General features: G+C 29.0%; 17 protein-coding genes and 2 pseudogenes. 3 read left to right on the top strand and 16 right to left on the bottom strand.

The window, feature by feature from the left end:
- Window positions 1-49 precede the first annotated feature (49 nt).
- The 13 genes and pseudogenes from CBquer539_RS01930 to CBquer539_RS01870 form a co-directional block, all read right to left on the bottom strand.
- Complete coding sequence (locus tag CBquer539_RS01930; RefSeq protein WP_500836208.1) at window positions 50-661, bottom strand: UbiX family flavin prenyltransferase; 612 nt, start codon at window positions 659-661, stop codon at window positions 50-52.
- 322 nt (window positions 662-983) lie between these two features.
- Window positions 984-1,751: a 3-deoxy-manno-octulosonate cytidylyltransferase gene (gene kdsB / locus CBquer539_RS01925; RefSeq protein WP_500836207.1), complete on the bottom strand. Its 768-nt coding sequence runs from the start codon at window positions 1,749-1,751 to the stop codon at window positions 984-986.
- A complete protein-coding gene (locus CBquer539_RS01920; protein WP_500836206.1) occupies window positions 1,748-1,930 on the bottom strand; it encodes a Trm112 family protein in 183 nt (60 codons plus the stop codon). Before CBquer539_RS01920 ends, kdsB begins: the two co-directional genes overlap by 4 nt.
- A 217-nt stretch (window positions 1,931-2,147) precedes the next feature.
- On the bottom strand, window positions 2,148-3,161 hold the full coding sequence (gene lpxK / locus CBquer539_RS01915) for a tetraacyldisaccharide 4'-kinase (protein WP_500836205.1): 1,014 nt from the start codon (window positions 3,159-3,161) through the stop codon (window positions 2,148-2,150).
- Window positions 3,139-4,911: a lipid A ABC transporter ATP-binding protein/permease MsbA gene (gene msbA, locus CBquer539_RS01910; RefSeq protein ID WP_500836204.1), complete on the bottom strand. Its 1,773-nt coding sequence runs from the start codon at window positions 4,909-4,911 to the stop codon at window positions 3,139-3,141. Before msbA ends, lpxK begins: the two co-directional genes overlap by 23 nt.
- Before the next feature lie 704 nt (window positions 4,912-5,615).
- Window positions 5,616-7,313: a 30S ribosomal protein S1 gene (gene rpsA / locus CBquer539_RS01905; protein ID WP_500836203.1), complete on the bottom strand. Its 1,698-nt coding sequence runs from the start codon at window positions 7,311-7,313 to the stop codon at window positions 5,616-5,618.
- A gap of 75 nt (window positions 7,314-7,388) precedes the next feature.
- A complete protein-coding gene (cmk, locus tag CBquer539_RS01900; protein WP_500836202.1) occupies window positions 7,389-8,108 on the bottom strand; it encodes a (d)CMP kinase in 720 nt (239 codons plus the stop codon).
- A 134-nt stretch (window positions 8,109-8,242) separates the two neighbouring features.
- On the bottom strand, window positions 8,243-9,541 hold the full coding sequence (aroA, locus tag CBquer539_RS01895; RefSeq protein WP_500836201.1) for a 3-phosphoshikimate 1-carboxyvinyltransferase: 1,299 nt from the start codon (window positions 9,539-9,541) through the stop codon (window positions 8,243-8,245).
- A gap of 133 nt (window positions 9,542-9,674) precedes the next feature.
- On the bottom strand, window positions 9,675-10,763 hold the full coding sequence (serC, locus tag CBquer539_RS01890) for a 3-phosphoserine/phosphohydroxythreonine transaminase (RefSeq protein ID WP_500836200.1): 1,089 nt from the start codon (window positions 10,761-10,763) through the stop codon (window positions 9,675-9,677).
- Between the two features lie 296 nt (window positions 10,764-11,059).
- On the bottom strand, window positions 11,060-12,346 hold the full coding sequence (gene serS / locus CBquer539_RS01885; RefSeq protein ID WP_500836199.1) for a serine--tRNA ligase: 1,287 nt from the start codon (window positions 12,344-12,346) through the stop codon (window positions 11,060-11,062).
- A gap of 1,210 nt (window positions 12,347-13,556) precedes the next feature.
- Window positions 13,557-14,174, bottom strand: a complete 618-nt coding sequence (gene lolA, locus CBquer539_RS01880; RefSeq protein WP_500836198.1) for an outer membrane lipoprotein periplasmic chaperone LolA — start codon at window positions 14,172-14,174, stop codon at window positions 13,557-13,559.
- A 138-nt stretch (window positions 14,175-14,312) separates the two neighbouring features.
- Window positions 14,313-15,497, bottom strand: a pseudogene (locus CBquer539_RS01875) (DNA translocase FtsK); the annotation flags it as partial.
- Between the two features lie 708 nt (window positions 15,498-16,205).
- Window positions 16,206-16,667, bottom strand: a pseudogene (locus tag CBquer539_RS01870) (DNA translocase FtsK 4TM domain-containing protein); the annotation flags it as partial.
- Window positions 16,668-17,350: 683 nt separating this feature from the next.
- On the opposite strand from CBquer539_RS01870, the gene trxB reads away from it, so the two are divergent.
- Together trxB and infA are read left to right on the top strand one after the other, a co-directional pair.
- Window positions 17,351-18,304: a thioredoxin-disulfide reductase gene (gene trxB, locus CBquer539_RS01865; protein WP_500836197.1), complete on the top strand. Its 954-nt coding sequence runs from the start codon at window positions 17,351-17,353 to the stop codon at window positions 18,302-18,304.
- Window positions 18,305-18,737: 433 nt separating this feature from the next.
- Complete coding sequence (gene infA, locus CBquer539_RS01860; protein WP_500836196.1) at window positions 18,738-18,956, top strand: translation initiation factor IF-1; 219 nt, start codon at window positions 18,738-18,740, stop codon at window positions 18,954-18,956.
- Between the two features lie 178 nt (window positions 18,957-19,134).
- Here infA and CBquer539_RS01855 read toward each other — a convergent pair whose 3' ends face one another.
- Entirely contained in the window at window positions 19,135-21,285 is a 2,151-nt protein-coding gene (locus CBquer539_RS01855; RefSeq protein WP_500836195.1) for a TonB-dependent receptor domain-containing protein, read from the bottom strand.
- A 631-nt stretch (window positions 21,286-21,916) separates the two neighbouring features.
- Here CBquer539_RS01855 and CBquer539_RS01850 point away from each other — a divergent pair.
- Window positions 21,917-22,552, top strand: a complete 636-nt coding sequence (locus CBquer539_RS01850) for a winged helix-turn-helix domain-containing protein (RefSeq protein WP_500836194.1) — start codon at window positions 21,917-21,919, stop codon at window positions 22,550-22,552.
- A 944-nt stretch (window positions 22,553-23,496) separates the two neighbouring features.
- Here the strand turns inward: CBquer539_RS01850 and CBquer539_RS01845 are convergent.
- Both CBquer539_RS01845 and mntR read right to left on the bottom strand, forming a co-directional pair.
- Window positions 23,497-24,150 (bottom strand): transglycosylase SLT domain-containing protein, encoded by a 654-nt coding sequence (locus CBquer539_RS01845; protein WP_500836193.1) that lies wholly within the window; start codon window positions 24,148-24,150, stop codon window positions 23,497-23,499.
- A 421-nt stretch (window positions 24,151-24,571) separates the two neighbouring features.
- Window positions 24,572-25,036, bottom strand: a complete 465-nt coding sequence (gene mntR, locus CBquer539_RS01840) for a manganese-binding transcriptional regulator MntR (protein WP_500836192.1) — start codon at window positions 25,034-25,036, stop codon at window positions 24,572-24,574.
- Window positions 25,037-25,639 lie beyond the last annotated feature (603 nt).

Genomic DNA, 25,639 nt, shown 5'->3' with positions numbered 1-25,639 from the left:
AATAAAGTATTAAATATCGTCATATTTATTATTTATATATTGATGATATTTAATTTAATTTCATAAAATTATCATGATTTTCATGCCTAATACCTAACCAAACAGAAGAAATGTTGGTATCAATTCCAAATAAATTTAAAGCTCTCACTACAGTATAGCAAATGATATCGTCTATGGTCTTTGGATGTGTGTAATACGCAGGAACAGGTGGCATAATCACTGCTCCAAATTCTGTTAATTTAACCATGGTTCGCAAATGTCCTAAATGCAATGGAGTTTCTCTAATCATTAACACTAGTTTACGTTTTTCTTTCAACATTACATCTGCAACGCGACCAATTAATGACGACGTCATCCCTGAACTAATTTCTGACATCGTTCTAATAGAACATGGAGCAATTAACATACCTAAAGTTGGAAATGATCCACTGGCAACTGATGCTCCAATATCCTGCGGTAAATGCACAACATCTGCTAATTCATATACAGCTTGTTTGCTCATCTTTAGTTCTTGTTGCAAGATAATCAGTGCATTTCGAGTAACAATAAGATGGGACTCTATATTTATAGCACATTTTTTTAATATAGTTAACGCACGAATTCCATAAATACTACCAGATGCTCCCGATATTCCTACCACTAAACGTAATTGTCGTTGCATAATTATTTTTAAACCCCGCATTCACATAAATAGTAAACATTACTATACTTATAACTTTTAATAATGAAGCACTATACATAACACTAAACATATCTTCATGCTATAATTAATAGCAAATTTTATATATATTTCATAAATTTCAACACTTACACATCAAGAATATATGTATTTATGCTGAATACAGTAATGATAGTAATTTTAATCTAAATGACAGATAAACTGCTTAAAAGTTGATTATATATTTACTTCAATAAATAATTAAATACACTTATATTATAATTAATGAAATTATATTCATGTATTATAGCTGTATAAGTGATTTTTAACGTTTTTTGAACAAAATATTCGCATGTCTCAATGATTCGGGAGTATCTACGCTAATATTTAATGCATCATTAATAACGGATACATATATTTTTTCTCCATGCCATAATACTCGGAGCTGTTCAAGCTGTTCAAGTTCTTCCAATGGACTTTTGGTCCATGCAATATAACGATGCAAAAATTTAACTTGATATGAATAAATACCAATATGACGTAAAAACATTTTAGGTAATCCATTGTCTAGATGATTGTTATAATATCCTCGATTCCAAGGAATCATAGAACGAGAAAAATAAAGAGCATTATTATTTATATTTACAACAACTTTAACTACATTGTCATCACATGCTTCTTTTGCAAAATTCAGAGGTGTTGCTAATGTAACCATACTAGTAGTAGCGCTGACTGTAGATAAAGTACTCGCTACTTGACGAATCATAACAGATGAAATTAAGGGTTCATCTCCTTGAAGATGAACAATGGTTTGATTGTCTAAAAATTTATAGTTAATAGCTACTTCTGAAAGGCGTTCGGTACCTGATCGATGATCGGCTCGTGTTAAACATACTTCGCCTGAAGGTTGTATTGATTTAATTGTTCGCGCTATACGAGTACTATCGGTAGCAATTATTACTTTATCAGCGCCAGAATTTAAAGCATTTTCCATAACACGAACAATCATAGGTTTTCCATGAATATCTGCCAAAGCTTTCCCCGGAAAACGTGTCGAAAAAAATCTGACAGGTATAATCACTACAAAATTCATATTCTATCCTTTTGTGATACAATATTATGGGCATTTTTTTTTAAAAGAACCGGAATTCCTTTTATTATCGGGAAAGCTAAATTATCAACATTACAAATTAGCTCTTTTTTTTCTAAATCAAAGTATAATTTTGAATAACATACAGGACACACTATAATCTTTAATAAATGGTATCTCATTATAATATTATTAAATTCATAAAAATTAATTTGTATAATATTATATACACAATAAAATTGTATATATATATATATTCTATAATATAGAACGGACTGATGCTTATTTAAATAAAAAATTATTATTACTAAATAAATAGTGATATTAATATATATTAATATCGACAAGTTCTTCCATACGTTTCTATACAGAATAATCATATTATTGTAATAACAATGATTATTGTTTGATAGATTTCAAATCCTTATAAGATCTAATTTTTTCTTCCACTACACATAATAGATTATTCGTATCCATTTCATTGATTTTTACCTCTATATGCACATACCACCAGTTATTATGAGCAAAATCTAGACATTTAACAGCATCTTTTTCAGTCATTAATAATGTCTCATCTTTTTTAACAAGGGATGTTAACATTTTTTCAGAATATACGTGATGATCAGAAAATGAAATTGCTTTGACTGGAGTAATACCATAACTTTGTAAAGTATCGAAAAATTGTGCGGGATATCCAATTCCTGCTATAGCTACAACGTTATTTAAAAAATCAAGAGGTCTATGTTCTCCTGTCGACATATTTATTACAGTAGTAGGATATAGTTGCATTAATATTTCTCCAGATTGTATCTGTTCTTTTGATCCATTCGCAATAATTGCATGTACTGTATAAAGTCTGTTAATGCGTTCACGCATAGGACCTGCTGGTAACAAATAACCATTTCCAAATCGTAATGAGCTATTAACTATGACCCATTCTATATCTCTAAAAAGTGCATAATGTTGTAATCCATCATCACTGATGATGATATCCAATTCTTGTATTCTCAATAACGCATTGATTGCATCAGCGCGGTTTGGAGAAACGGCCACTAATACTCCAGTACGCCTCCAAATCAACATAGGCTCATCGCCACACCTATCACTACGAGTGTTTATATTAATAACTATGGGATAATTACTCGATCTGCCTTTATAACCTCTTGAAATCACTCCGACCTTCCAACCTCGATGTTTTAACTGTTCTACTAACCATAATACCATCGGAGTTTTCCCATTTCCTCCTATTGTCAAATTACCTATAATTACTATTGGTAGCGAAAATTTATGTACTCTACGCCATCCGTATCGATAACTGATACGATTAAGTGTACTTATTAGACCATATATCCAAGAAAATGGTATCAAAAATAAATAAAACAACGATGATCTAAACCAAATATGAGTAAACATCAGGAAATTGCAATTTATATAACCGAGCATACATTCCTTGACGCCGTATTAAAACTTTATGTATACCACGTTCTATAATATAACCATTTTCAACCACCAATATTTCATCTGCATTTTCAACGGTTGATAAACGATGAGCTACAATCAATGATGTTCTGTTTTTTTTTAGTGTATCAAGTGATTTGTGAATAATATACTCTGATGCAGAATCTAAAGCAGAAGTAGCTTCATCAAGTATTAAAATCGGACAATCTCTCAATAAAGCACGTGCAATAGCTATACGTTGACGTTGACCACTAGATAATAGTATCCCATTTTCTCCTATAATAGTATCTAATCCATTTTTCATTTTAGAAATAAAATCCATTGCATGCGCCATACGAGCTGCAGTTTCGATGGATTTTCTAGAATAAAAATTTTTACGTGCGTATGCAATATTATTTGCAATAGTATCATTGAATAAATGAACATTTTGAGATACTACAGCAACTTGATTACGTAAAGAAGAGAGTTTATAATCATTTAAATTAAAACCGTCAAGCAATATACGTCCTTTATTAATATCGTAAAAACGAGTTAATAAATTTACGATGGTAGATTTTCCAGAACCAGAGCGACCTACTAGAGCAACGGTTTTTCCTGCTGCAATAGTAAAAGTAATGTTAGAAAGTGATGGAGTACTCTTTTCGGGATAAAAAAAAGTCACTTCATCAAAAACAATATGCCCTTTTACTCGCTTAACATCAAGTGTGCCTTGATCTTTTTCTACTTCTAGATCTAAAATAGAAAATAAAGTCTGACATGCTGCCATTCCACGTTGAAATTGAGCGCTGACATTAGTCAAAGACTTTAATGGCTTCATCAAAACTATCATAGATGAAAAAATAACAGTAATAGTCCCAGCAGTGAGCATCTCCATAACACTTGGAATACTGGCTGCATATAGCACAAAAGCTAATGCCAACGATGCAACGAATTGAATTAATGGATCAAAAATAGATGCAGTTTGCACCATCTTCATACTTTGTTGTCTCATACGATTGCTTACACAATTAAATCTATCCTTTTCTGTACGCTGTCCTCCAAATATTAATACTTCTTTATGTCCTTGTAGCATTTGTTCAGCGCTGCTAGTTAATTGACCCATAGCGCTTTGCATTTTTTTACTGATTGCCCTGAATCTATGAGCAACAAGTTTAATAGTGATAGACACTATTGGAGCAATTAATACTAAAATCAATGATAATTGCCAACTGTAATAAAACATCATTATACATAAACCAATAATCGATGCTCCCTCTCGAATAACAGTGATCAGGGCTCCAGAAGAAGAAGAAGCGACTTGGTCGGAATCATAAGTAATCCTAGATACTAATGTACCAGTAGATTGCGTTACAAAAAATGAAACCGGCATATTCATTATATGTTTAAATAACGTACGTCTCATTTGCATTACTACTTTTCCAGATACCCAAGATATGCAATAAGTAGACGCAAAACCACTAATACCGCGAATACCCATTAATCCTACTAGAGCTAATGGCATCCACACAAATACATCTTTATTAGCTTTTCCAAATCCGTCATCAAGTAAAGGTTTTAATAAAGCTAACATTAAAGCATCGCTTGTTGCATTCAAGATCAAAGTAATAGACGCAACAACTAATCCTGCTCTAAATGGAAAAATTATTGGCCAGAGACGACGAAAAGTTTGCCAAGTAGAAGAATGATTTTTATTGTACTGCAACATTTATGTCCCTGCGGTCAGAATTTATTTCGTATTCAGCATACGAGTAAATCTCGATCAACACAACTATACGATATAAACGTTTCAAATTTACTGATATTCATGCGCATATCTTATGATATATATTTATATGAAAATAAACCCATCACATCTATATAAATACATTTTCTTAATATAAGAAAGCATATTATATACTTTCTTATTGTATTTAATAGTGTATATGATTTGATAATCAAAAAAATAATTTAATTGTTACCTATATCATCATCAACTTGTTTTATAACAAAATTACACTATCTGTCGTTAAAGTTATATTGACAGGTGTTAACTTAATTCAGAACAACATAAGTAAGCATATAAAATTACTATTCATATTATTTTATTTATTTGATATTAACTAAATTTCATTTCTCTCTTTTATACGTATTAATAAATTATATAAAATGAAACAGATGCATAAAATCAACAAAATCATCCTTTTTCTGTTTACTAAAGTCAAGTCAATCTCGTTGTCCTAATATAACAAATCCTCCAATTGTAATTATCAACTAACATCAACTTCTTTTTATACATAATTTAGTTATATGTAGTTTATGCATTTCATATATAAATTGAAAACTATTCTCATTTATTCTATATTGTTACTTACATTTATATCACTGTAGCACATTAACGAATTAATTGTATAAAATTATTTAACAAAATAATTATTCATTTTTAGTTGCCGCTTTAAATGCTTCTACCATGACATTAGAAAAATTCTTATCTTTCTCTTGTCTATGATTATCAACAATGTGCATCTCTGATTTTTGAATTGGATCACATGTTATATTACATTCAGATAAATTGACGATTCTATTTTTACGGTCTACCCCATCTAAGATTGCGTTTATATCACTCCCTATATGGAAGGATGTATACATTTTTTTATTACTAGGTTTATTATGTGATATGCTAGGAATGCATAGATAACCAATTACGGTATTATCACCTAATGTTATGGTGGCTCCCCCTTTTTCATCTATAGCAATAATTTTTCCAGATACTACACTTCCTTTTTTATGAGTAGATAAATATATATTTAAAGGGTCTTCTGTTAATTGTTTTATACCTAATGAAATACGTTCACGTTCCGAATCTACTTGAAGAACTATAGCCATTATTTCGTCACCTTTTTTATATTTATTCATTGCTTCTTCATTAGATAAACACCAAGAAATATCAGAGAGATGTACTAATCCATCAATACCTCCTTCTAATCCTATAAAGATACCAAAATCAGTAATTGATTTTATTCTTCCCATAACTCGATCGCCTCGATTATATATATCTGAAAATTTCTGCCATGGATTAATTTTACATTGTTTTAATCCTAAAGAAATTCTTCGGCGTTCTTCATCGATATCTAAGACCATTACCTCCACAGATTCTCCCACTGTCACAACTTTGGAAGGATGGACATTTTTATTAGTCCAATCCATCTCAGATATATGCACTAATCCTTCTACTCCATCTTCAATTTCAATAAAACACCCATAATCAGTTAAATTAGTCACTTTCCCTATCAATTTACTTCCTTCTTCATGACGTTTAACAATAGCTGCCCACGGATCTTCACCTAATTGTTTTAGACCTAAAGATACACGAATACGTTCTCGGTCAAACTTTAACACCTTAACAATAATTTCGTCTCCAACGTTTACTATATCACTAGGATGTTTAACACGTTTCCATGCCATGTCAGTAATGTGTAATAATCCATCTACACCTCCTAGATCGATAAAAGCACCATAATCGGTTAAATTTTTCACTACTCCTTTAACTTCTATGCCTTCATGTAATTTATTTAACAATTGATTGCGTTCAACACTATTTTCGGATTCTATCACGGCACGGCGAGATACTACAACATTATTACGCTTATGATCTAGCTTGATTACTTTAAACTCAAATACTTGCCCTTCTAAAAACGAAGTATCGCGTATTGGTTTTACATCTACTAGAGAACCAGGTAAAAACGCACGTACACCATTTAGTTCAACAGTAAAACCTCCTTTTACTTTTCCATTAATAATACCTGTAACAGTGGTCGTTTCTTGATACGCTTGTTCTAATGACAACCAAGATTCATAACGCTTGGCTTTTTCACGAGATAATACAGTTTCTCCAAACCCATCTTCTACCGCATCCAATGTTACATCGACATAATCGTCAACTGAAACTTCTAATTCTCCTTGAGAATTATAAAACTGCTCAATAGGAATAGCAGATTCTGATTTTAATCCTGCGTCGACCAACACAATATCTTTAAAAATAGCAACAACAACTCCACGAACAATGGATCCAGGACAAGTTTCTACTTTTTTTAAAGATTCTTCAAATAGCTGAGCAAATGATTCTGTCATTTTTATAATCTTCAATTTTTAATTAACGTCCACCATATGTCCATGCTTGATGGGGTTATAACAAACATCTCATAACTATCCTTGATTATGAGTAGTATTATATAATACTCTCGATGAAAATACTAGACTCTCTCTAACATACATAAGTACTTTAGAGCTTACTTCTTCTGCAGATAGATGGGTCGAATCTAATATTAATGAGTCAATCGCAGGAGTTAACGGTGATGATTTTCGGTTATAATCGCGCTCATCTCGCTCTCTTATTTGTGACAACAAAAGATTTAAATTAGCATTAATTTTTTTTCTCCGCAACTGATGTAATCTACGATGCTCTCTTTCTTTGAAAGAAGCATAAAGAAAAATTTTTAATTCTGCATTAGGAAATACTACCGTTCCCATATCACGCCCATCAGCAACCAGTCCTGGACACTTACAAAATGTACGTTGATATGTCAATAAATTTTTACGTACTTGTGGAAAAGCAGCAATTTTAGATGCGTAATTTCCTATAGTTTCTGTATAAATGTATTGTTTAACATCTTTACCATTAAATAATATAAAAAAATTATTTTTATTATTTATGAAAGTTATTTGTATTGTGTCAGTCAATGTTGCTATTTTTTCTTCATCGTTAAGATCAATGTTGTGTTCTAAAGCTACTAATGCTAAAATTCGATAAATAGCCCCTGAATCCAACAAATTCCACCCAAAAAATTTTGCCAATCTCTTAGATAAGGTTCCTTTGCCTGCTCCACTAGGACCATCAATAGTAATAACTGGAAATAAATTGTTCACAATTATCCCCCTATAGCATAAATACTATCCTTATGCAATAAGGATAGTATTTATGCTATTTTAATACAATGCAATAATCATAAATCTTCGTACATATATGCATACTACATATATACCACACGCTATATGAAACCCTATCGTAATACACTAATATTAGATAATTGTGTAAAAAAATCTGGGAAAGTTTTATAGGTACATTTAGGATTATTAATCATAATTGGAACATCTGATAATGCCGCCAAAGAAAAACACATCGCTATACGATGATCATCGTAAGTATTAATATAAGCTGATTTAATTTTAATTGGGGGAGTAATTTGTAAATAATCATAACCTTCCACTATATCTGCTCCTATTTTTCGTAATTCAGTGGCCATTGCAGTCAATCGATCACTTTCTTTAATTCTCCAATTATAAATATTACGTAATATTGTAGGCCCATGACTAGTAAACAATGCAGTAGTGGCAAGAGTCATAGCTGCGTCAGGTATATCATTGACATCTAAATCAACAGAATTAAGATCAGTTCCACGAGTACATTCTATATAATTGTTACCCCATGAAATCTTTGCGCCCATTCTTTCTAATATATTAGCAAAATAAATGTCTCCTTGTTTGCTATGTCGCCCGACTCCTATAACTCGGACAGTGCCTCCTCGAATAGCTGATGCTGCTAAAAAATAAGAAGCACTTGAAGCATCTCCTTCCACTAAATAATGTCCAGGCGATTGATATGTTGTGTTCCCTTTACAATAAAAAACACGATAATTTTCATGTTCTATGTTAATACCAAAAGTTTTCATAAGAGATAAAGTAATATCAATATATGGTCTAGATACTAAAACTCCATCTACTTTAATAAGAGTATCTCGAGGGGCTAATGGTGTCATCATGAGTACAGATGACAAAAATTGACTGGAAATATTTCCTCGAATATAAATTTCGCCTCCATAATACCCCCCATACAACCGTACTGGAGGATAATGATCATGTTCCATATAATCAATATGCGCTCCTCCTTGTCTTAAGGCATCTACTAAATGCAGAATAGGTCTCTCTTTCATACGAGGATGACCAGTAAGCATAATATTTTGTGTCTTTACAGACAATGCCGCAATGAGAGGTCGCATGACAGTTCCAGCATTACCTAAAGATAAAATTAGTTGATTATGGTTTTTTGATTGAAGTGCACCGCCAGCGCCATTAATCTCACAAGTTTTTCTATCATTTGAAAGATAATATGATATCCCTAAATCACGTAACGCGCCCAACATACAACGCACATCATCACTATCCAGTAAGTTAGTTAATTGAGTAGTGCCTATAGATTGAGCTGCTAACAATAATGCTCGATTCGATATGCTTTTAGACCCAGGAAGATGTATAGCTCCCTGTATTTTTTTGATAGGTGCTAATTTGATAAAATTGTTCACGTTTCACCAACTTTCTTTTACGAAATACAACTAATTTTTAAAAATTGAATACTTCATTATCACTCATAGTAAGTGTATACGATCATAGTTAATGTTTTAACTCATACATACGGAACATCGCTGTATATCTAATTTAGCGATATTTTTCGGAAAATAATTTCATGAATTTAATTAATTTTTGAACACCTTCTAATGTCATGGCGTTGTATAAAGACGCCCGTATACCCCCAACTATTTTATGACCCTTCAATCCATGTAATCCAAAACATATTGATTCTTTTAAAAAAATATTATTTAATTCATTGTTTTTCAAAAAAAAGGGGACGTTCATGCGTGAACGATTAGATAGATTAACATTATTATAATAAAAATTACTAGAATCAATGGCATCATATAAAAGCGCTGATTTTTCTTTATTACGTTTATTAATTTCTTTTAATCCTCCTTGTGTTTTTAGCCATTTGAACATTAAACTGGCAATGTACCAAGACATAGTAGCCGGTGTATTAAACATTGAGTAATTATCAGCCAAAATTTTATAATTTAAAATGGACGGAACTGCTTGACTCGGTTCTTTTAATAAATCTGTTCTAATAATTATTATCGTTAAACCAGATATACCAATATTTTTTTGAGCTGTAGCATAAATTATTCCAAAGCGGCCTACATCGAGTGGACGTGACAATAAAGTTGAAGAACAATCTGCTACCACTATTTTATTAGCAAAGTTTGGAGTTTCATATACGGCTATTCCATCAATAGTCTCGTTTGGACAATAATGAATATAAAGACTATCCTTAGAAATATCCCATCGAGACATCGGTTGAACGCTATATAGTCCGTTTTTTTTGCTGATCACATTAATTATGCGTGGATCACAATATTTTTTTGCTTCTATTGCTGCATGGTATGCCCAATATCCAGTATTTACATAATCAACACTTTCTGATGATGTTTGTAATAAATTCATAGGAATTGCCGAAAATTGTGCACGCGCTCCCCCATGACAAAATAAAACTTCATAATTTTTTGGGATATCAAGAAGGTCACGAATATCTTGTTGCGCATCTTGCATTAATTGTAAAAATTCTTTACTACGATGACTTATTTCTATCACAGATATCCCCATGTTGTTCCAATTGTATAATTCTTCTTTACATTGCCTTAATACTTGTCTTGGCAACATTGCTGGACCTGCACTAAAATTAAATATCTTATTCATGTAATGAGCTATCATTAAACATTTAAATTAATAAAAAAAGACATATTCTCCACAAGGGCTACTACTAAAAAGTGACAATTAAACACATAAAATGTAAAAAGTTTTATTCAATATCGTATCAAATAATATATTTTATTTAAATTTTTTACGCAATAAAATAATAATATATGTATTATTATTTTCGATTAAATCATCTAATTACTTGTAGTAGATATATATAAAAAATATATATTTGTTTGTTTTAATAAAAAGATAATAAAAACGTTAAAAACTAATTTTTGCTGAAAAATTAACGTTTAATTAATATGTGTCATACCATTCATATAGGGATATAACACCGAAGGAATCACTACACGTCCATCCTCTAATTGATAATTTTCAAGAACTGCTGCTAATGCCCGACCTACTGCGACTCCAGAAGCATTTAAAGTATGCAATAATTTTGTTTTTTTATGCATCTTTCCTTTATAACGTGCTCTTATACGACGTGCTTGAAAATCTCCAACATTTGAACAAGAAGAAACTTCGCAATAAGTATTGTGCGCTGGAAGCCATACTTCTAAATCATATGTTTTACAAGAAGCAAATCCAATATTTCCTGTGCATAATAATATTTTTCGATATGGTAATTTAAGTAATTGCAATACTTGTTCCGCATGACTAGTTATTTCTTCCAACGTTTGCATGGATTTGTCTGGATGTACCACTTGAACCATTTCAACTTTATCAAATTGATGCATCCTAATTAACCCACGAGTGCGATGACCATATGATCCAGCTTCATAACGAAAACACGGAGTATGCGCAACCATCTTAATAGGCAATTCTTTTTCATCAAGAATTACATCGCGAACTAAGTTGATTAGTGGCACTTCAGCGGTAGGTATTAATGCATAGGGATTAGTTTCAGTTTGTGAGTGTTGAATATGAAATAAATCTGCGTAAAATTTTGGAAATTGCCCTGAGCCATATAAAGATTCTTTATTTACTAAATATGGTAAATAATATTCCTCATATCCATGATGTTTAATATGCAAATCTATCATAAATTGAGATAAAGCACGATGCAAATGCGCTATTTGTCCTTTCATTACAACAAAACGCGATCCGGTTAACTTTGTTGCATTAGAAAAATTTAAGCCATTAATTAATGCGCCCAACGTGATATGATCCCTTACCGGAAAATTATATTGACTTGGTTGACCCCAACGCATAATTTCTATATTATCCTGATCACTAAATCCATAGGGTACTTGATCATCTGGAATATTTGGTAAAGATAATTCATATTGTCTAATGCTATTTTGTAATGTTTTATTTTCAAATTTAAGCGAAGTTAATTTTTTGCCTAATACATACGCTTCTTGACATAAACACTCTATGTTCTCTCCGCGAGATTTAGCTATTCCTATGATTTTTGCCTTAGCTTTGCGTTTAGTCTGTAAAATTTCAGTTTTTTTTTGTAAAATTTTACGTAAACTTTCTTGTTGGCGAAATTTATCAGTATTTAGTATAAACTTTCTGCGAGCAAGTTTTTTTGCAACATAATCAAGATTAGTGCGCAATAAATTAGGGTCAAGCATATTTAAACCTATACTGTTTGTTTTATTATATATTAATTTGCTAATAATGTATTTTCACAATTACAATAAATTGAATATGTTATAATAATTTACGTCATATCTGTATGTATTAAGTTTAAAATTATCATGTTTTCATTCTACTAAATTCAAAATATCATTTAGTATATCAATACTATTATAGCAACAGAACCGAATTATGAATTTTTATATATATATATAAACCATGTATTGTAATAATAAATTGATATTCTTTATTTGCTTATAATTTACTTTATTAAAATAAAGTAAATTATAAGATTTTCTCATAAATATGACAATACACATCATATATCCTACGCCTTATATAATTTTAGATCTATATAATAGACACAAAAAGATATGTTACTACTGCATAGTAGTATACACTTTTTGCTATAAATCTAATTTAACTTTTTAAAAAAATAGTCTAAAAATCCATTGACATATAAAAAATAAATTAACACAATTCACTTTCTTTTATATTTGCAAATCGCTATATGATGGCATACCAAAAACAAAAAGTAATTTAAATTAAAAATCAATTGTTATCATGTATGCCTCAATATATAAACATTATTTCATAATTTATTTTGTGATGTTAATTTGTATTAAAAATAAATTATGAAATACACCATATTTGTAAACGCAAACGCTATAATATTATTCGTTTTTTTACATTTTTTATAAAAACAATACCTTATTCATATATAAGCATGCTTGTGTATGTAAATTAATAATTACTTACAATAATTGGGATAACTTCATTAGTCTTTATTAAATAAAGAAACATGTTTTAACTATAAAAATGAAATATCACATACATCGATAATAATAATATGATCGTCATTTTTCAGTTACACAATAAAGAATATATTTTGTGAATTTTTAATTCTGAAAAGTTTATACCTATAACAATACAATAAGCAAATAAATCCCACATTGCATAATATCAAATCAAAATATTTTTTAAAATTTTATTCTATTATACAAAATGATATATTAATTTTATTGTTAATAAACAAGTTAATAAATTTATTGAATGCAATATTTATATGCATGATATATTTAAAATTCCTTCTAATATATCAATAGAATTTAAGTGAGAAATTTTATATGATTTCCTTATATTTCTCGTATAAAATAAATATTTTATAATCATGCAACAAAATATAAATGAATCACCCAATAAATATTATTTACGTTGTTCGTCTAATTCAATATCTTCAGAAAAAGTAAAACAAAACTTACTTATATCGACATCATTATTATTTTGGTCTAATAAATAGTAATCCACATGTTGTCCTGTTTCTTCAAAGATGCTAAACATCTCAATCGTACCGCAATCAGTTATCTTAATTTTGCATTCTTTTAAATTAAAACTATTACTTATTGGTATTAGAGAAAAAAAATCCCCTTGTTGAGATACATTATAATTATCCCATATACACATGTTATTTTCAAAAAATAACATAAAAAAAATGTTATCGGAAAAGTTCTGTAACCAATACGCAGTAACTTGTTTGATAGAAGGAACATAAAACCAAAGTGTTTTCCCATCAGATATTAGAAAATTTTCTTCAGGAACTATTATATGCCAATTAAATAGATTAGGACGTTTTACCCATAGTTCCCCATATCCTTCCGATAACTGATTGCTATCAGAATTAATGACTTTTTGAGTAAAATGTACGTAAAAATCATTTATTTTTTTAAGACGATTTTGTAATACAACCATTGACATATGATCAGCAACTGCTGAAACAATTACAATAATATTTAAAAAACTAGCGTATATTATTTGCTTAATCATTTTTAATTAATTATTCTCCGTTATCATATATATTTATTCAAATACATAATAACGTCATAATATCTACACACACGTACCAACCTTTGTACATGATGCTATAGTAACTCTTATTATTCAAAAAAGATTATAAATTAACTATTTAGTTTTCCAAAAATTAACTACTGCATGTATTTCTTGATCTTCTATGAATGCTCCATGTACTCGAGTAGATATGGAAGAATTAGGTCCTAAATATAACATATCACCCATACCTAATAAAGATTCTGCTCCAGATTGACCAAGAATAGTACGAGAATCTATTTTACTTGATACAGTAAAAGCTATACGTGCTGGAATATTTGCTTTAATTACTCCAGTAATCACATCTACTGATGGTCTTTGAGTTGCTAATATTATATGAATCCCAGCAGCACGAGCTTTTTGTGTTAAACGAATAACTAATTCTTCTACTCTTTTTGTCGTAGTTATCATCAGATCTGAAAATTCATCTACAATAATTACAATATAAGGCAATTTTTTTAATGTATCAGAAGATAATACACTATTAATACACTCGCTTATAATGCCGCTTGTTGCATATTTTTTATAATAACATTGTTTTATATGATTATTATAATTTTCCAAATTTCTAACGCCGATCATAGCCATTAGTTTATAACGACGTTCCATTTCCTGTATACACCATTGTAATACCTCATAAACTTCTTGCGTATCAGTGATAACTTGTTTTAAAAGATGAGGAATACCTGAATATACTGATAATTCTAAAATTTTAGGATCAATCATAATAAAACGCACTTCTTCTGGCGTAGCTTTGTATAAAATACTAATAATCATAGTATTAATGCCTACAGATTTACCTGATCCAGTAGTTCCAGCAACCAATAAGTGTGGCATAGATTTAAGATCTACAATTAATGGTTCCCCAGATATATCTTTTCCTAAGACCAATGCTAATGGAGTATTGATATTCCTAAACTGATCTGAACTAATTATATCTCCTAAATATACTGTATTACGTTTTTTATTAGGAATTTCTAATCCAACATATGGTGTACCAGGGATCACATCTACTACTTTGACAGAGGTTGTGTATAAAACACGAGCTATATCACGTGATAAATTAGAAATCTTTGACGATTTTGTACCTGGTGATAAATTTAATTCAAATCGAGTAATTACCGGGCCAGGAACAATATTGGCTACATTTGCTACAATACGATATTCTGATAGTTTTGATTCTAATAATTGAGAAATTTTCTTTAACTCTAAGCAATCCATTGTTTTTTCTGAAGAAGATCTAGTTAATAGGTTCATATCTGGAAAAGCAATAGCTTGATTGTCATAATATGTATTCCAATGCACCATAGGAATTTTTTTATGTTTAAATAAAAGCATATGTTGTTTTATGTTTGCCTTAACAAACATAGGCATTTTTCGCTTGTGATGATTACTATCAGTACATACTAGATTTAAATCTTGTATCCGTGTTGTGTCATGTTTTTGTTCTTTTTGTTCAAGACAGCATTTATTATGATTGTTATACGTTTTTTCATCACGTTTATTAGTTGTTAAGGCACAACTTTTTCGCTTAAAAAAAATATTATTCATATATTTTTTTTGATAATGCTTGTAACTTTCTTTGTTTATATATAATTTAGTGCGGGATAACAAATTCTCAATTTTATTGATAACTTGATTCAAGATCTTCGTAGCCGCAATACATTGCATTTGGATAAAATCATTTTTTAAAGTAGAATTAAATTGTTTGGAAGATCGGTGAATACTTTCAGATACATTAGAGATTGTATGCATGTTTAATAAATCATTTTCCGATTTTTTTAAAAAATTGGGATCTTGTGTAGAAAAAACTAATGGATAAATATGTTGTTTAGTGTAAAATTTTTGATGATTGAATCGACATCGACATTTTTTTTTATAAAAAAACAATGTGCGTAAATAATGTAAATAATTAAAAAACTGGTTCTTAATAGTTTTTAAAATTATCCAAAAAAATCTATTAAAAAATACCATTATATCAATAATTCCGATTAACAAAAACACGATTACACTAACATGAGAAGTTATGTTTCCATAAGTTGAAACAATATGATAGGATATACTTCCTACTATACCACCTGAAGAAAAATAAAAAACATTATTAATAGTTAAATGAGCTAATCCACAACACGAGAATAATAATATCAATATACCTATTAATTTAAATAAAAAAAATGAAATAGTAATATGAATATTTTGCGTATAAATCCTCCAAAGATAAAATAACATAAATAACGGAATTATAAAAGCTGGAGCACCAAAAATAAAAAATAAGAAATCAGAAATTTTTGCTCCTAATATACCTCCAATATTATGAATTGGTCCATGCCATATAGTCTGTAACCATCCAGGATCTGCAGGATTGAAACTAATTAACGTAATAATTAAATATAATAAAGTTATGCTTATACCAATTAATATTAAATTAATCACTAAAATACATCCCTTACTTAAGTATTTGATGCAAAATTTTTTGTTTAATATTATTTATTTATATTAAGTATTCTCATTAAATTTAGATAACCGTACCTTCAATTTATCATAAATGATCATACATACTATAATTATAGTATGTATGTATAAATACATATTATTTATACACATTAAATTTACATAAATTATGAATAAATAGTATGTTCATAAAATTATTTAAACTCACATATACATATTTGATAAAAATAGATATCCTGATAAAATTCAAAAAGTATTTTTAATTTTTCTATAAAATACTTGTTATATATTATAAATATATCTTGCAATACGTTGCGTTTTATATAATCTAAGATTTTTTACGGTTAGCAATTTACTATACAGATAATAATCTGTATCATTTTGATTACGATCCTTATACGCAATAAGGTAAAAAAAAATTAGATGTCTGATTACATATTAATATCATATCAAAAATATATTTCTACATTAATTAAAAATTTAAAATTGATATAAGAAGATAAGTTTACAAAAATCATAAAAAGTAAATAGTAATTTTTATTTTAATTGCATATATTACGTTTGTTTTTTTATTAATATTAAATAGCATAATATTAGTACTTAGTTCAACACACGTAAGCAATGTTTGAATTTTATTTAGACAATATATGATAAGGCACAACGTTATGGCAATAAAAAAACATTGCAAACTACTTATATTGGGATCAGGGCCTGCCGGGTATACCGCCGCTGTTTATGCTGCACGGGCTAATTTAAATCCTGTGTTAGTCACTGGATTAGAAATAGGAGGACAACTGAATGGTACTACAGATATAGAAAATTGGCCTGGAGATCCAAAAAATCTCACTGGACCTATGTTAATGAGTCGTATGAATGCACACGCTACTTATTTATGTACAGAAATTATTTCTGATCATATTTATAAAGTAAATTTTAAACAATATCCTTTTTGTTTGTACGGCAATACATATGAATACACGTGTGAGGCTTTGATCATAAGTACAGGAGGGTATGCACGCAACCTTGGTATACCTTCTGAAGAAAAATATAAAGGTAAAGGCGTATCTTCGTGTGCTACTTGTGATGGATTTTTTTTTAATAAACAAATTGTTGCAGTTGTAGGGGGTGGTAATACGGCAGTAGAAGAAAGTTTATATTTATCTAATATTGCTTCTAAAGTCCATCTTATTCATCGTCGTGATAAATTTAGTGCAGAAAAAATATTAATTAGCAGACTTATGCATAAAGTACAAAACAATAATATTATTTTACATACTAATCATGTTGTCCAAGAAATATTAGGTAATGGTACTGATGTTACTGGGTTACGTGTAAAAGACATAACACAACATATAGAACATATAGTAACTCTCCAAGGTGTATTTATTGCTATCGGATATAATCCAAATACTTCTATATTCAGTGATCAACTCGTATTAAACAATGGATATATTGGTGTACAATCTGGTATAAATGGAAATGCAACAGCTACCTCTATTCCAGGTATATTTGCAGCAGGAGATGTTATAGATTATAATTATCGTCAAGCAATTACTGCAGCTGGATCAGGTTGTATGGCTGCAATAGATGCTGAACGCTATTTGTCTTCTTTAGATTAATACATGTACATGTACAAAAAATAAAATAAAAAAACAAAATTTAAAATACATTAATTCTACAGGAAATAAATATATAATTGTTTTTATTTAAAGGGTTCACATGCAGAGCGCTTATATTATTGATACATGCATTAGTTAATTACGTTAAATATGCAGCAATTATATTAAAACCTATACATATATGAAGATACCGAAAAAAATAAGATTCATACTAGGTATTCATACATGTATATCTATGAATAAAATAGGTAATAATTTATAACAATAGACGTGCATATTTCTATTGTTATGAACTTTAATAGTTATATTTTATTTTTAAAATTTTGTTGAAAATTAAAACATTCAATCATTGTATGCATAGAAATCAACACTTGATTAGTTTTTATCTTATGATAGAATTCTAACTTATTAGTTTAATTTACTAGAGACCGCGATGACAAAGGAAGATAATTTTGAAATGCACGGCGTAGTATTAGACACTTTACCTAATACAATGTTCCGTGTAAAATTGGAAAATGGACATATCATTGTGGCACATATTTCTGGAAAAATAAGAAAAAACTATATTCGAATACTAACAGGAGATACAGTTACCGTCGAACTTACACCATACGATTTAAGCAAAGGAAGAATTATTTTTCGTAGCCGATGATAATAATGAACAGAGTTGTATATACTGTTTAAAATACATCACTGAGATCGACTTATGATTTATGCATTAAGTTTACCACGAACACTAATGAAGTTAGGTATGTACACTTACATAAATTATATTAGTATAAATTATAAGTTAAAATTCTTTCTATTTCCTTATCATTTTTTGTTTATATTTACAACGCCATTCCCACTTTTATCCACCAAGTACGCCCTGGTTCATAAATTAATGTGCCAGCAGGATATCCAAGTCGTTTATGAACATATGAATTTAAGCAGTTTCTATAATTACTATTTAATAAATTGTCTACGCCAACGCTAAATTTATAAAATTGAGATCTTGTCCAGGCCAAATGTGTGGATAACGTTCCAAACCCTGAGTTGTTATGATCTGTACCTGTATGTAACAGTACATCCTTAGGAGTAACAGGTAACGGCGGCAATAACGAATTATTAGTAGATTGCGTGGATAATGCAAATCTCCACAAAGCAACCATACTATAACATCCTTGCGTCCATTGACATGTGATTTTGCCTTCTAATGGGGGAATTTTAGGTAAAACACAATTATCGTCTATATTAAATCCTCGGGTCCATGAGACATTACTTTCAGTACGCCAATGGTTATTAAATTTATAATTTAATCCTACTTCAGCTCCGCATATTTGAGCGCGGACATTCTTTGTATAACTGACATCATCTTGTGTGATACCATCATTGTCATAACTACACAAAATAAAATCTTTAGTATAGCCAATATAAGATGATACCCATCCGTTTGTTTGTAGGTGTTGAAAATGCGCTCCTATATCTACTTGTATAGTTTTTTCAGGTTTCAATTGAAAAATATCATCTATGTTAACGCCTTTTTTTGGTCTAGTATAGAATAACTCCAAATAATCAGGTAAACGAAAACTTGTTCCCACACCAACATAATATGACAATAACGGATTAAAATCATCTTCATAGCGTATGAATCCAGCTGGATATATTGTACTATATCGTTTGTATTGAGTAGGATAATGATCAAAATTAATTACACTGTGTTCCAATCGCGCACCCCCAACCAATCTTTTTTGTGATAACGAATCAATAATAAATTCAGTAAATATACCAGTATCTTGAGAGATAACATCTGTTTTCCAATGAAAATCAGATTTCAGATGTTTTCTATGTTTATTAATTTGTATATCTGCGCCACTATAATATTTAATGTTGTTGCATTGAGATACGGTAATACCTCTCACGCCCCATATCAATCGATCGACATTATTATTAGTATTATCACTAAAACTACAACATTTTTTAGTAGATGATTCTGTAATATGAGATATAGTATCAGCCATAATATGATTTACATAGTTATGCCAAACTTGTAATTCAATTTTATCTAGTGTTTTGCTGATATCTGCGGTTTCTATTTTCATTCCATAACTTTCTCTGGCAAAACATACCCCATCCATAGATCTAGAGGCATAGTTTGCATTGCCATTTCCCTGGCCTAAGCTAATTTCTAAATATGTATCTGCACTTAGGTTAAATGACAAAATCGCATCAGCGTTCCATTTATACCAAGCAGAATGTACTTGATGTTTATTCCCATCATAATAATCGTCTGAACGAGAAACATTACCTATCAATCTAAGATAACCATATTCATTCCCCATAATACTGTCTATATTTTTTTCTATTTTGTTATTTGCACCTATTGTTACGTTACTACGCAATTGAATTTTTGATTTATCAAATCGAGGGTGATATCGTTCAAATTGTAATGTGCCTACAGACGGTACAGGACCCCATAGCACTGTCTGAGGGCCTTTAATAATATTCAAAACATCAAAAGTCCCTGGAGAAATGTAAGCACTAACAGGATCCATGTGAGAAAAACAAGCACCAAGTACTTCACCGCTGTCTATCAAAATGCGCATCCTAGACCCAAACATCCCTCGAAATACTGGTTCATTATTTACTCCTCCATTACGAATAGCAGTAAATCCAGCAATACCTTTTAAATAATCGGCAACATCAGCTACATATAACGATTGCAAAGATATTGCTGGAGAATCAGTAAAAATCAATGGAGAACTTTTTGGTGAAATAATAGTGATAATGTCATCATGTGCTTTTATTTGAACTAATGTGGGTAGTTTCTGTATATCATTAAATAGCAATATCGAAGTATCATTAGATTGCCTACTAACAGATACATCATCTGAATCAGCCTGAGAATTATTAAAAGTGAATATGATTAAAACAAAGTATATTAAAAACAAAATTATGTGAACTAATATTCTAAAACTATGAAAAAATATACTATAAACCATATGTGTGCTCATAATTATTATTATATGTTTCAATATAGTTATTACAATAATCGCAATGTATATATTACACAATCATTTCATGCTAGGAGCCATGGGATAAATCGATAATATTAACAATCTTAATTGAAACCATGTATCTCTAATTAATTAAATACACAGTCTAAATTACTTACAACAATCATAATACTAAAAAATAGATTATGATCTATAGAATTTTCGACTAAAAATAATGTTTTAGTATTAGAAAAATAAAAACATTTATTGTTCTGAAATTGTCTGAAATGTAATTGACGCATATTATTTAATTTAGCATCAAAATCAACTGACAACTTATATATGTCGGCATACTAATATACATAACAATATTATTTTTTTTATATATTACTCTAGGTGTTCTCTAATACTAATACGCTAGATTTTTGAAATATGTTGTTATACTATCTAAATATAAATTGTAAAATTTCCACAATCTAAAATAATAGCACTAAAATTGTGTTAATTTCAATTTTCATAATACAAATACTTTTTATGGTCTTTATATATTTTAATTAAAAAATTATATATTTAGATCTTATATAACAGCTAGTGTAAATATTGCTGTGTCCATGTACTATTCATATAGAGCAACTAAATGAAATATATCATCCAATCAACTATAATATTTGATACTACAGAATATATTTTGACATCATTAACTGATTCTGATACATCAGTGAAATTATCTAATTCTGCTGGACGAGTGTTGGAAGAACTCATTAAGCAGCATAATGCTGATATTTGTGCGCCGGTCGCTCGAGAACACTTATTTTCAATTGTTTGGAGAGCTTATGGACTTGAACCATCTAATGGCAACTTAAATCAACAAATTAGTTTAATACGCAAAACTTTAACTTCTTTTGGGTTAGATGCTTCATCTATTATAACTATTCCCAAACGAGGATTAAAACTCAATAATCAATTGACCATAGAAAAAATAAATGAAGACAAACCATGTGTATCTTCTTCCCTACTCAAAACCACAGATCAAAATAACAATTTATCATCTCCTATTTTGTTACATATAAAAACTCATATAAAATACATGATTACTTTGACAATAATGGTCTTAATATTATTCAGTATCGGTTTTTTGTACCTATATACTAAAAAAGATCATATTAAATTATATTGTTGTAAAGAAATAAATTCATGCAATATTTGTACTTTTCATTCAGAATTAGGAATTGAATGCAATGACTGTAATATACAATGCACCGAAATCACATAATACAAATAGATATAAATCAATCTACATGGAGAGTAATGTTATTATATTTCTAATTCTGAATATCTTGGATATCATATCAATATATTTAACATAATATTTACTTTTAATAACTATTTTTTATTTCTAACACTATGTTATCAAATAACTATTAATAACACATTGAAAGAGAGCAAATATAATTTATTTATATGTTCTTTTGATCAGAAACAATTCTTGCAAATGAGGCACTCATTTATAAACTTTTTCAAAGAATCAATAAAACTTGAACTTACTTTTCCTATCTATTAAAAATTTAACAAAAGTAATATACAATTAATAACCATGCAGTTATTGCAATATTACATTTTTTATTCAACACTACTATATCATTTGCAATTCTGAATTTTTCAACAGAAGTAACAGTGCTATAAAATAGCTATTACAAAAATTTTAACAATTATCATTTTTTATTTTAATACTATATAGCGATACTGATTCATAATACCTACTAAAAAATATAATCACTATAGATATAGCTGTATATATAAATAAAGTGAATATATATATCTATACATAACAATAAATTTTATATCATTAAATACAAACGAATATCTTATCCGGCAAAACTTAGTACACAGTTCATTTACAACGTACAATAAGTGTTAACTAAATAAAAACATGAAAAGTATTATTGTATTCTCAAAACTATTATAGTTGATTTGATTAATCAACTAACAGCGCACTAATACTCAAACGTCGGGTCAATACTTCTCATAATTTTATTTCAATAATAATTGAAATAAATACGTCATTTGTTTATTTGTAACTTATGTAAAAATTAACTCACTATAAATAAATAGTATTAATAATATATTTTATAAAATAACTTTTATTAGACATATACCTCATAAAACTATTGTTAAAAATAAAACATTAAAACAATGTTTTTATACATCAGATTATAACTAATCTTGCGCAACGTAAATAGAATTAATTTTAGATAAATAACGTGGTGCTTGTTTAGATGGATGATGAGATTGTATGTATTGGTAAAATTGTTCTGGATTAAGCTTATTTATTTTTTCAATAGCATAATCGTGATCAATAGAAAATGTTTTTAATAACGCGCTTAAACCATTCACGTAAGCAACAATTACAGCGTAACGTCTAGTTTTTAGATCAATAATTCCTTCTAATTGTTTTTGCAATATAGATAAATAAGCAGTACCAAGATCAATATTAATAGCAGCATTTTTTAAATCATGAATACTAGGTTTCCCTCCCCATCCTTTCAAACGGTAAGCATCTCTTCCTGCGGCATCTGCTTTAAGCTGCATTAATCCAACAGCATTAGACTTACTGATCACAGCAGGATCATAATTAGATTCGACCTGAATAATAGCTTTAATTAAAGATGCATCTACTCCGTAATTCATTGCACAACGATGAATGTAATCATTGTACATAGATGGTGTAATACGTTGTTGATGTTTAGGAGAATAAATCATCTTGTGCCTTGAATTAGTATATAATATTTGTGTGGTATTTTTTTCGATGTTCTGTTGTACACAAGTTGTTACCAACAACATCACAATTATATATATTATATATATCTTCATAAGTTCATGATTTTTATACTTAAAACATATACTTTATATAAAATTGTTGTACAAAAGTAATGTTTTTTATACTTAAAAAAATCTATTTTATATAATAGAACGATTGAGATACGCAGGGATATTTATTTACATATGCATATATAAATAAATGAACAATGACTCAGATTTAGATTCGTTATTACAATAAACAAAATGCATTGCAAATTTATACTAAAAATGTCAAAAAAGTTGATTGCGCTATACACAATCAAATATTTCATTTTTTAATAGGTAAGCAAATACAGTTACATATACATTAGTTTGACTGAAATAAACAACCCAAATTAATTGAATGCCTATGTTTATACTATAAACATAGTTTATTATAATACAAAATTAAACCCTGTTTGATTATATAGATATCCTTGCATAAATTATTATATTATCTATTGAAACGCTCAGAAAATTGTCTAAACGCCAATAGCGTTTCATTACTAACGTGATGTTCAATGCCTTCTGCATCTCTTTGAGCAATTTTTTTATTTATACCTAAAGCCATGAGAAAAGTTTTTACAATTTTGTGTCGTTTATGATTTTCATTAGCCAATTGTTTCCCTTGTTTTGTCAACGACACTCCGCGATAACGTTTATGTTCAACTAATGAATAAGCAATTAGTTTTTTTAGCATTTTAGCTACTGTTGGTTGTGCTACTCCAAGCCTTGATGCTAAATCTACTTGACGCGCTTGCCCGCATTCTTGAATTAAATCTGCAATTAATTCAATGTAATCATCAATAAGCTCACGTCGATGCGCTTCTCTAACTTGGATAAATCCCTGTAAATTATCTGTTTTTTTTATAAAATGCGCTAAATTATTAGACAACACTTTTATATTATTTTTAGCCATAATAAAATCTCATTTTACATTATAAATAATAGTACTTTTTTATCAATATGTATAAGTAGATATGTATTAAAAAAATAATATCATCATATATTATTTGCATATGCAAATGTAAAATACAGCGGACATTGTCCACGTCATATTAATGCGGTTTAATACATTAAATGATTTATGCATATAAATAAGAATAATAAACATCTAATTTATATAGAGACAACCATAAAAATAGATTTGAATGTTTTATATAGCGCTGAATTTTCAAATAAGAAGGACATCATCTAAATAGCAAATATGATTTTTTTTTATGCATTTTTTTAATAATCAATGACGCTGAGGAAATTGCATTGATCTGTTGCACTATATCCGTATAGTAGATACAAAATAATAATAATTAATGTACATGGATAAAATATTAGTCAACTGATGATATTTAAAATATAAGCATATGTTTAGATTTAAAACTACTTGAATAAACATAATATAATTAATATAATTTAAAACACTGTATGATTACTTTCATATCATAAATGAATATTTGCTAGTCTTCATATTTTGTATAAATTTAAAATACTATTTTTTAAAAATATTCAATTATTACATGCATTT

The organism is Blochmannia endosymbiont of Camponotus quercicola (assembly GCF_059935335.1).
The sequence above is the reverse complement of the archived record's forward strand: the minus strand, read 5'-3'. Positions and strand labels throughout refer to the sequence as shown.

What these genes read in the sequence shown, in the direction of transcription:
- mntR (WP_500836192.1), bottom strand. Translation starts at nt 25,036, where the DNA reads ATGGCTAAAAATAATATAAAAGTGTTGTCTAATAATTTAGCGCATTTT.
- lpxK (WP_500836205.1), bottom strand. Translation starts at nt 3,161, where the DNA reads ATGTTTACTCATATTTGGTTTAGATCATCGTTGTTTTATTTATTTTTG.
- serS (WP_500836199.1), bottom strand. Translation starts at nt 12,346, where the DNA reads ATGCTTGACCCTAATTTATTGCGCACTAATCTTGATTATGTTGCAAAA.
- serC (WP_500836200.1), bottom strand. Translation starts at nt 10,763, where the DNA reads ATGAATAAGATATTTAATTTTAGTGCAGGTCCAGCAATGTTGCCAAGA.
- rpsA (WP_500836203.1), bottom strand. Translation starts at nt 7,313, where the DNA reads ATGACAGAATCATTTGCTCAGCTATTTGAAGAATCTTTAAAAAAAGTA.
- CBquer539_RS01930 (WP_500836208.1), bottom strand. Translation starts at nt 661, where the DNA reads ATGCAACGACAATTACGTTTAGTGGTAGGAATATCGGGAGCATCTGGT.
- CBquer539_RS01845 (WP_500836193.1), bottom strand. Translation starts at nt 24,150, where the DNA reads ATGAAGATATATATAATATATATAATTGTGATGTTGTTGGTAACAACT.
- CBquer539_RS01850 (WP_500836194.1), top strand. Translation starts at nt 21,917, where the DNA reads ATGAAATATATCATCCAATCAACTATAATATTTGATACTACAGAATAT.
- trxB (WP_500836197.1), top strand. Translation starts at nt 17,351, where the DNA reads ATGGCAATAAAAAAACATTGCAAACTACTTATATTGGGATCAGGGCCT.
- lolA (WP_500836198.1), bottom strand. Translation starts at nt 14,174, where the DNA reads ATGATTAAGCAAATAATATACGCTAGTTTTTTAAATATTATTGTAATT.
- infA (WP_500836196.1), top strand. Translation starts at nt 18,738, where the DNA reads ATGACAAAGGAAGATAATTTTGAAATGCACGGCGTAGTATTAGACACT.
- kdsB (WP_500836207.1), bottom strand. Translation starts at nt 1,751, where the DNA reads ATGAATTTTGTAGTGATTATACCTGTCAGATTTTTTTCGACACGTTTT.
- CBquer539_RS01920 (WP_500836206.1), bottom strand. Translation starts at nt 1,930, where the DNA reads ATGAGATACCATTTATTAAAGATTATAGTGTGTCCTGTATGTTATTCA.
- msbA (WP_500836204.1), bottom strand. Translation starts at nt 4,911, where the DNA reads ATGTTGCAGTACAATAAAAATCATTCTTCTACTTGGCAAACTTTTCGT.
- CBquer539_RS01855 (WP_500836195.1), bottom strand. Translation starts at nt 21,285, where the DNA reads ATGGTTTATAGTATATTTTTTCATAGTTTTAGAATATTAGTTCACATA.